The sequence below is a fragment of the Iodobacter sp. CM08 genome, from assembly GCF_033446605.1.
In the GTDB taxonomy this organism is placed as follows: Bacteria; Pseudomonadota; Gammaproteobacteria; order Burkholderiales; family Chitinibacteraceae; genus Iodobacter.
The window spans coordinates 134702-142788 of the sequence record NZ_JAWQUO010000011.1 but is presented as its reverse complement, the minus strand read 5'-3'; the positions used below and the strand labels follow the sequence as shown (position 1 = coordinate 142788).

Below are 8087 nucleotides of genomic sequence, written 5' to 3'. Positions count from 1 at the left end.
AAATAGCGGGTGAGTGGCCCGCTATTTGCTAGACTTATCCACAGTTGCTCCGATAAAAAGCAACGCTCGGCCCTGGGTCAAAATTCGATCGGCAGGGTGGGTCAAATTTCAATCGGCGTGAACATGTCTGAGCAAAAAATCACTTTTAACTGGTGTAGCCGCGGCAAGTCATCCGGCAGGGATGAGAGCGCATTACCTGATAAATTTAGGATTTCTAGAGAATCAGCCAGTTGATAAATTTCTTGAGGAAATTCAGTGAGCCCGCAAGACAAATCAAGTCGAGAAACCCCCGCCAGCTGGCCAGAGCGTAATTGAGAAAGAGTATGCATGGGCTACAAACAGTAAGATAGGCCGCGATTATCCCATGTTTTTTGTAGAGGTACGGCATGCCGTGCCCCTAGGGTGTTTATAACAGCGTCACACCGGGTAGGCTGATATGGCTGACTTCGCGCATGGTACTCACAAAGTCACGTACAAAAGCCGTATCAGCTTGGGCGTGGCTGATGGCGGCGTAAAGATCCGAGGTGAGACCTTGAGCGGTAATGGGCCGAGCAACCACGTAACCACGCTCCAAATAATGCTGCACACTCCAGCTAGGTAGGGCAGCGATGCCACGGCGGCTAGCCACCAGCTGCAAAATAGCTGCGGTCAGTTCGGTGGTTCGGCGCTTGGGGTTAATGCCCGCAGGTTTAAGCACCTTTCTTAATAAATCAAGCATTTCATCAGGAACGGGATAGCTAATCAGCGTTTCATCGGCAAAGTCTTCGGCGCTTAAATAGGCTTTGGCTGCCAGTGGGTGATCTTTGGCGATCAGGGCGATCATTTCATAGCTAAATAGCGGCTGATAGCTGATTCCCGCTTCGTCTGCAGCTTCGGAAACAATCGCTAAATCCGCTCGTTCTTCAAATAAAAGCTGCACTGGGTCGGCATGAAAGCCAGACACGATGTCCAGCTCTACCTCAGGCCAGTGGCCACGAAAGTTATCCATCGCAGGCATCAGCCAGTCAAAACAGGTGTGGCATTCCACGGCAATGCGCAGCTGGCCTGCCTCGCCTTCTCTGAGCTTGGCGATATCGCGTTCGGTCTGCTCTATGCGTGGCAATACTTCTGCAGCCAATAGGGCCAGTTTTTCTCCTGCCGGAGTGAGCCGGAGTGTGGCAGATTTAGTGCTTGATTTACGGATCAGCAGCGGCAGCGCGTAATGCTCTTCTAATAACCTGATTTGATGCGAAAGCGCAGATTGCGTCAGATGCAAGCGTTCTGCAGCACGGGTCAGGCTACCAGACTCACGAATGGCGAGTAGGGTTTTAAGGTGGCGAAGTTCGAGTATTGATTGCATGGCTAATCTTTTAGTGGCGTTATCTATGAGTCAAAACACAAATCTTGAACCACTTCGATCCAAGAAGGTACGGCGCTTTATAGAGAAAATTTTATCCCTTTAAGTGGCTTGGCTTTAGTTTTTGAGTGTTTTACAAGCTAAGGGCTTATTTTTTAGGTTTTTTTAAGGGATTTTCGCTGTTTTTGCTGTTCTCAGTGCTTCAAGGTTTAGCTTCCTTACTTATTAAAGTATAAGGTTTTATTTTGTTGAGTAAAATTCATCATTGCTATGAAAATAATGAATTTGAATCATACCAATCTAGCATGCATGATACAAATCATCTTCATGAAAAATTATTTTCATAACATTCGGAGTTTTCTATGACTACTGCTCATATTACTGGCTTCCCGCGTATTGGCGCTCAGCGTGAACTGAAGTTCGCTGTTGAGCAGTTCTGGAAGGGGGAGATCGATGAAAGCGCGCTGGCGCAAACGGGTAGCTGCCTGCGCCGCCAGCACTGGCAATGGCAAAAAGAAGCGGGCTTAGATTTTGTTGCCGTGGGTGATTTTGCTTGGTACGACCAGATGCTGAATGCTTCTGCGCTGCTGGGGGTGCTGCCTGTCCGTTTTGGCTTTGATGCTAAAAACCTGAGCTTAAAACAATATTTTGAGCTGGCGCGTGGCAATGTGGCCCAGCCTGCTCAAGAAATGACTAAGTGGTTTGATACCAACTACCACTATCTAGTGCCTGAGTTGGATGAAAACAGCGATTTTTCCGGTGGCGTAGATTGGTTCTTCTATGAAATTGAAGAAGCTAGATCGCTGGGGCACACGGTAAAGCCAGTACTGCCAGGCCCGTTGACTTTTCTTTATCTAGCCAAAGCTAAGTCAGAGTCAAAAGAGCAAGCTGCTTTTGATAAGCTCAGCCTACTGCCTAAAGTGCTGAAAGCTTACAATCGTATATTAGAGCGCCTAGCCAAGCTGGGCGTGGAATGGCTGCAATTAGACGAGCCTATCTTAGGTTTAGATTTAGAAAGCGAATGGCTAGCGGCATTTGAGCCAGCGTACCTCAGCCTTGCTCATACTGGGCCAAAAATCTTACTGGCTACGTATTTTGAATCGGTCTCGGCTCATGTCGCTTTATTGCGTGATCTGCCGGTAGCCGGTGTGCATCTCGATTTAGTGCGTGCACCGCAACAGCTGGATGTGTTCGCTGCTAACTGGCCAAGTAGCAAGGTCTTATCGCTGGGCGTGGTGGATGGCCGTAATATCTGGGTTAGCGATTTATCCGCTATTTTGGCGCGCTTACAAGCGCATCGGGGTAGCAATATTTGGTTGTCCGCATCGTGCTCGCTATTACATGTGCCGGTTGATTTGGCGCAGGAAACCAAGCTAGATGATGAGCTGAAAGGCTGGCTAGCGTTTGCTAAGCAAAAACTACAGGAAATCAGTGTATTAAAACGCGCACTGAGTGGCGCAGATGTCAGTGCTGAGCTGGCGACAAACGCGGCTAAAGTGGCTTCTCGCAAGGCTTCACCTAGAATTCATAACCCCGCTGTTAGCGCCCGCATTGCCGCACTGAGCGATGCAGATGCCCGTCGTCATGCTATCTTTGCCACGCGTCAGGCTGAGCAAAGAGCGCGCTTTAATCTGCCACCATTGCCAACCACCACCATTGGTTCTTTCCCACAAACCAAGGAAATTCGTGCTGCGCGCGCCGCGTTTAAGAAAGGAACGTTAGCAGAGGCTGATTATATTAGCCAGATGCAGGCAGAGATTCGCCTTGCGGTGGATAAGCAAGAAGCGTTGGGTATTGACGTACTGGTACACGGCGAAGCCGAGCGTAACGATATGGTGGAATACTTTGGCGAGCAATTATCTGGCTTTGCCTTTACCCAGTTTGGCTGGGTACAGAGCTACGGCAGCCGCTGCGTAAAACCGCCGGTATTGTTTGGTGATGTGAGCCGCCCAACGCCGATGACGGTAGAGTGGACGCAATACGCGCAAAGCCTTACGCAAAAGCCAATGAAAGGCATGCTGACAGGGCCGGTGACTATTTTGCAATGGTCGTTTGTGCGTGATGATCAGCCGCGTTCGGTCACCACACAGCAAATTGCGCTGGCGATTCGTGATGAAGTGGTGGATCTGGAAACCGCCGGTATTGGCATTATCCAGATTGATGAGCCCGCTTTCCGTGAAGGCCTGCCGCTGAAAAAGAGTGACTGGGCCGCTTATCTGGATTGGGCCGCCGCCGCTTTCCGTATCTCGGCATCTGGGGTTGCTAATCAAACGCAAATTCACACCCATATGTGCTATTCGGAATTTAACGATATTCTGCCAGCGATTGCCGCTATGGATGCTGACGTGATTACCATTGAAACCAGCCGTTCAGATATGGAATTGCTGACAGGTTTTGGTACCTTCAAATATCCAAATGAAGTAGGCCCTGGTGTATATGATATTCACAGCCCACGTATTCCGCCGGTAGAAGATATGCTGCGTCTGATTGCCAAGGCCGCTGAGGTGGTGCCCGTTGAGCAACTGTGGGTCAATCCAGATTGCGGCTTAAAAACGCGTAACTGGCCAGAAACCGAAGCTGCTCTTGCCAATATGCTGGAGGCTACTCGCCAAGCACGCCAGCACTTAAGTGAGCATGGTCGTTTGCCGGAGTTTGCTGTACTTACCACTAAGTCACATCTTCATGGTGGTTGTGCTTGCAACTAGATTTCAAGAGTATAATGGCACCTGTTATTTTTAGACAGGATTGTGTATGCAGGTGCCGGCTATACCTTCAAACGAGGCCTTGCGCCTAGAAACGCTGCGAGAGCTATTGATTTTGGATACTCCGTTTGAAGCGCGTTTTGATAACCTTACCATCGCTGCGGCTGCCTTTTTTCGGGTGAAAATTGCAGTAATTAGCTTGATTGATAGCAAGCGGCAGTGGTTTAAATCGACTTGTGGGCTAGGTGCCAAAGAAACGCCGCGGGATATTTCATTTTGCGGTCATGCTATTTTGCAAGATGGGGTTTTTGTGATTGAAGACGCGTTACAAGACATGCGTTTTTTTGATAATCCTTTGGTTACGGGCGATCCGCAAATTAGGTTTTATGCTGGGGCGCCATTAGTTGCCAGTAATGGGGCTAAATTAGGCACGCTTTGTTTAATTGATAGCGTGCCGCGCCAGCTCAATGCATTTGAAATTGAAATGCTATCCGATATGGCAAAATTGGTGATGCAAGAAATAGAGCATGGCTTTTTAATGCTAGAAAATAGTTTGCATTGATAATCAATTGAATGCTATTGGCGCATTGCAATTGCAATACGGTTTAATGCATTCATATTGGCAATTGCAAAGGTAAGATCTGATATTTCTTGATCACTAAAGTACGCCTTTAATGCCGCAAAATCCACATCAGGTGCGTGGGTTTCTGAAATACGGCTGAGTGATTCAGCCCAATTCAGCGCCACGCGTTCCTTAGGGCTAAATAGCTCACTCGTTCTCCAAGCCATTAGGCTATCTAAGCGCTCATTTTCTTCTCCTTTACTTCTTAATGCTTTGCTGTGTAGTTTTAGGCAAAAAGAGCAGCCATTTATTTGCGATACCCGCAAATTAAGCCATTCCAATAGATTTTGATCAAGTGAGCTATGCTCTAAATAATTTTTTACGCTGCGTAATCCAGCAAGAGCATCACTAGATAAATCAAAGTAGGGGAGTCGTAATTGGGGCATTTTACTCTTCTTAATTAATCATTAGAAACGTTGATTAAATCGTTATCTCTGAATATTTTATTGGGGATCCAGCGTAAATGCTGGGTTCCCGCCTGCGCGGGAATGACGAAACGGAACAAAATAGCGTTTTCTTAGGCAAAATAGTTTATCTACGTAAATCACAAAACCCACGTGCAATAAGTGTAAATATCCTAAGCGGATAAGCTGCTTTACTATAAATGAGTAAATAGTGAATAAGCGATTAGGTTTAATGGTGGTTTTTGTCGACTTATTTTGGTATGTGATGGCAAGGTTTAAGTTCTACTTTTTTGCAGAACTAAACGCTGGCTTAGGCGCTGAACACTGGGGGCGCAGAGCATCACAATGGTAAACGCCGCTGGCCAAGCCATGATAAAAGCGCGTGACCAATGTTGTAAAAACTGGGCATTTAGCCCTGCAACAATCCAAGTGACCCAGCCGCTCATCACCGCAGACATCAGTAGAGACATCAAAAATGAGAACACCCAGCGTAGTTTTTGTGTATCTGACATGATGAATCCTGCTTGATTTAAGATTGGATAAGCATAGCAAAAGCATCTAAATGAAAATACAATCAATAAATCAAACTTAAATTCCATAAATGAAATCATGCTCGATGATCTAGCCTTATTTGTTGCCGTGGTTGAGGCGGGTAGTTTAAGTGCTGCTGCGCAAAAGATGAGCCTGCCAGCGGCAACATTGACACGGCGTTTGCAAAAATTAGAGCAGCAGCTAGGCTGCCGCTTACTTAGCCGCAGTGCACGGCGTATGCAAGTTACCAGTGAAGGGCGGCAATATTACGAGCAATGCCGCCCCTTATTGCAAGCCCTGCAGCAGGCCACCCAAGCCTTAGATATTACACAGCATAGTGTGGCGGGATTGATAAGGGTGTTGGCTCCCATTACTTTAGCCAATGGCCTGTTTAAAGAGTGCTGGGCTAGCTTTATGCAAAAGTTTCCTGAAGTGCAATTGGAGCTAAAGCTGAGTAATTTGCAGGAAGATTTACTGGGCAGCGGAGCAGATTTAGCCATTAGAGCGGGTGTGCAACAAGATTCCAGCTTTAATCAGCGCCGCTTAGGGGAGGTGCATTGGGTGATGGTGGCGGCTAGCGGGTATTTAAAGCAATATGGTCAGCCTCAAATACCAGAAGAATTATCTAATCATCACTTGATTGTTGCCGAACCTATGGCTCGTTGGCATTTGCACCATAAGCAAAGCGGTGAGGCTTTTGTATTGCAGGCTCAAGCTAAATTTAGAGTGAATGAATTATCTCTCGCCGTGCATATGGCAAAAGAAGGAATAGGGATTAGCTATTGTCCTGTGTCTCTTTGCTGTGATGAATTAATCTCTGGAGAGTTGCAAGAGGTATTGCCTGATTGGCAAGCAGATTCAAGGACCATTTATGCCGTATGGCCCCAGCAGCGTTATTTACCTGCTAGGGTGCGCGCTTTATTGGAGCATTTATTAGTATTTGCAGCAGCAGAGCCGCTGCTTAATGGCTCAAGTGCTGCTTAGCTAAGCAAGGGTTAGTTTTCCTCTGCTAAGATAATGTCATTTTCTTGGCACCAATCTTTGATTGCAGCTTGGGTGCTTTTTTCTTCGAACAGATACCAAGCACTTAATAATTGATGGCGATCTGCCCAATCTTTAAAACGGCCAAAAGCACCACGATGCTTGAACATTGAATGCACTTCATTAAAGTAATCAGGTGCAAATTGATTGGTAAAAGTCAGTGGTAGTTTTGAGGCTAAGTCTAAATCATGCTTGCTTGGCAAGGATAGGTAGAGATTTTTATCGCTTAGATTAGTGGGAAGTTTGATATCTTCGATATTATCTAAGTATTCTGAGCGGATAAAAACTTGACCACTGGCTATCTGAATAAAAGCCTCGCTACTTTGGCTGGAGTCACCACTAATAAAATCAATAGCATCAATAATATCGCTTAATTTGGCTGGCATTTTTATTGTCATTTTTTTTAACCGTTGATGGAATAAAAATGATGTTTCAATTTTTATTGATAATTTTTTAATGGATTTAAATATTTAAATTTAAGTTTTTGTGCAAAGTATTTATTTTAATTTATATAATATTCCGTACATGTCATGCATATGTGATAGGTTGATATATATTAAATAATTTTTTAGTGTGATGTATGGTTTGCAAGTTAAATGTATTGTGTTTTTTAATCAGTTTATTTTTTAATTGAGCTAACAAGGTCATTCTTAAGTTTGAATTCTGTTTCAATATGGTTGTATGTGCCATTTGATTTTATCGTTTTCATGCCTTTTTCAAAAATGTCCGCCATTCGCTGACCATCTTTGTGTTTTCTGGAAAAATTTAAATAAAAGACACTGGTTTCTACTAAACCAACAATTTTAACTTTATCCTTATAGTTGCGGTTGCCATTAATCAATAATGTGCCAGGTGTGGTGTTGATAACAGCATATTGAATTCGTTTTAAAATGAGTTTTTTTAACTGTGTGTCATCAAAAGGAGAACTGTCTTTAATGATTTTTTTATTATCCATTAATATATTGGGGTAGGTATAACCATGAGTCAGGCCTACCGTTTTCCCCTCTAGATCATGTGGGGTAAGGTTTTTTTCAGTGGATTCACTTAAGGCAAAAATAGATAAGCCTTCTTCAAATAAAGGTGTTTTGTGCCAGATAAATTTATTTTTATTCTCTTCAGTGATCGATGTATCAAAGCAGGCCACCACTTTACCGTGCTCTACCTCGTTTAAGCAGCGGGCAAAAGGCACTGCATTAAATTGCACCTTTATGCCTTGGCTATTAAACGCGGCTTTTACTAGGTTGGGTGATAGCCCCTCAACGCCAAGTTTATCTGCACGCATAGACGAAAATGGGGCCCAATCATCTTCGGCATTGATGATGATGGTTTCTGCATAAAGATGGCTGGTGAATAAAACGCTGGCCAGCCAGCCAGAGTAAGATAAACGCATCACTATTTCCTTTCAATCAAGGCAGCAAGCCAAAATATAGCTGATGATTGTAAGTTGCACC

General features: G+C 44.9%; 9 protein-coding genes. 3 read left to right on the top strand and 6 right to left on the bottom strand.

The window, feature by feature from the left end; translation table 11 throughout:
* Positions 1 to 101: 101 nt before the first annotated feature.
* Both R6242_RS08380 and R6242_RS08375 read right to left on the bottom strand, forming a co-directional pair.
* Positions 102 to 329 carry a hypothetical protein gene (locus R6242_RS08380; RefSeq protein WP_318425966.1) on the bottom strand — a complete coding sequence of 76 codons (228 nt, stop codon included), beginning with the start codon at positions 327 to 329 and terminating at the stop codon, positions 102 to 104.
* 77 nt (positions 330 to 406) lie between these two features.
* Positions 407 to 1339 carry a LysR family transcriptional regulator gene (locus R6242_RS08375; RefSeq protein ID WP_293936954.1) on the bottom strand — a complete coding sequence of 311 codons (933 nt, stop codon included), beginning with the start codon at positions 1337 to 1339 and terminating at the stop codon, positions 407 to 409.
* Between the two features lie 359 nt (positions 1340 to 1698).
* Here R6242_RS08375 and metE point away from each other — a divergent pair, with 359 nt between their 5' ends.
* Together metE and R6242_RS08365 are read left to right on the top strand one after the other, a co-directional pair.
* Positions 1699 to 4041 (top strand): 5-methyltetrahydropteroyltriglutamate--homocysteine S-methyltransferase, encoded by a 2343-nt coding sequence (gene metE, locus R6242_RS08370; protein ID WP_318425963.1) that lies wholly within the window; start codon positions 1699 to 1701, stop codon positions 4039 to 4041.
* 46 nt (positions 4042 to 4087) lie between these two features.
* On the top strand, positions 4088 to 4600 hold the full coding sequence (locus R6242_RS08365; RefSeq protein ID WP_318425961.1) for a GAF domain-containing protein: 513 nt from the start codon (positions 4088 to 4090) through the stop codon (positions 4598 to 4600).
* Positions 4601 to 4614: 14 nt separating this feature from the next.
* Here the strand turns inward: R6242_RS08365 and R6242_RS08360 are convergent, their stop codons facing one another.
* Together R6242_RS08360 and R6242_RS08355 are read right to left on the bottom strand one after the other, a co-directional pair.
* Positions 4615 to 5046, bottom strand: a complete 432-nt coding sequence (locus tag R6242_RS08360; RefSeq protein WP_318425959.1) for a carboxymuconolactone decarboxylase family protein — start codon at positions 5044 to 5046, stop codon at positions 4615 to 4617.
* A gap of 293 nt (positions 5047 to 5339) precedes the next feature.
* Positions 5340 to 5576 (bottom strand): DUF2798 domain-containing protein, encoded by a 237-nt coding sequence (locus tag R6242_RS08355; protein WP_318425957.1) that lies wholly within the window; start codon positions 5574 to 5576, stop codon positions 5340 to 5342.
* 97 nt (positions 5577 to 5673) lie between these two features.
* On the opposite strand from R6242_RS08355, the gene R6242_RS08350 reads away from it, so the two are divergent.
* Positions 5674 to 6579 (top strand): LysR family transcriptional regulator, encoded by a 906-nt coding sequence (locus R6242_RS08350; RefSeq protein WP_318425955.1) that lies wholly within the window; start codon positions 5674 to 5676, stop codon positions 6577 to 6579.
* 11 nt (positions 6580 to 6590) lie between these two features.
* Here R6242_RS08350 and R6242_RS08345 read toward each other — a convergent pair whose 3' ends face one another.
* Both R6242_RS08345 and R6242_RS08340 read right to left on the bottom strand, forming a co-directional pair.
* Positions 6591 to 7034, bottom strand: coding sequence for a hypothetical protein (locus R6242_RS08345; protein ID WP_318425953.1), 444 nt, complete (start codon positions 7032 to 7034; stop codon positions 6591 to 6593).
* Positions 7035 to 7255: 221 nt separating this feature from the next.
* On the bottom strand, positions 7256 to 8026 hold the full coding sequence (locus R6242_RS08340; protein WP_318425951.1) for a substrate-binding periplasmic protein: 771 nt from the start codon (positions 8024 to 8026) through the stop codon (positions 7256 to 7258).
* Between the last annotated feature and the right edge of the window lie 61 nt (positions 8027 to 8087).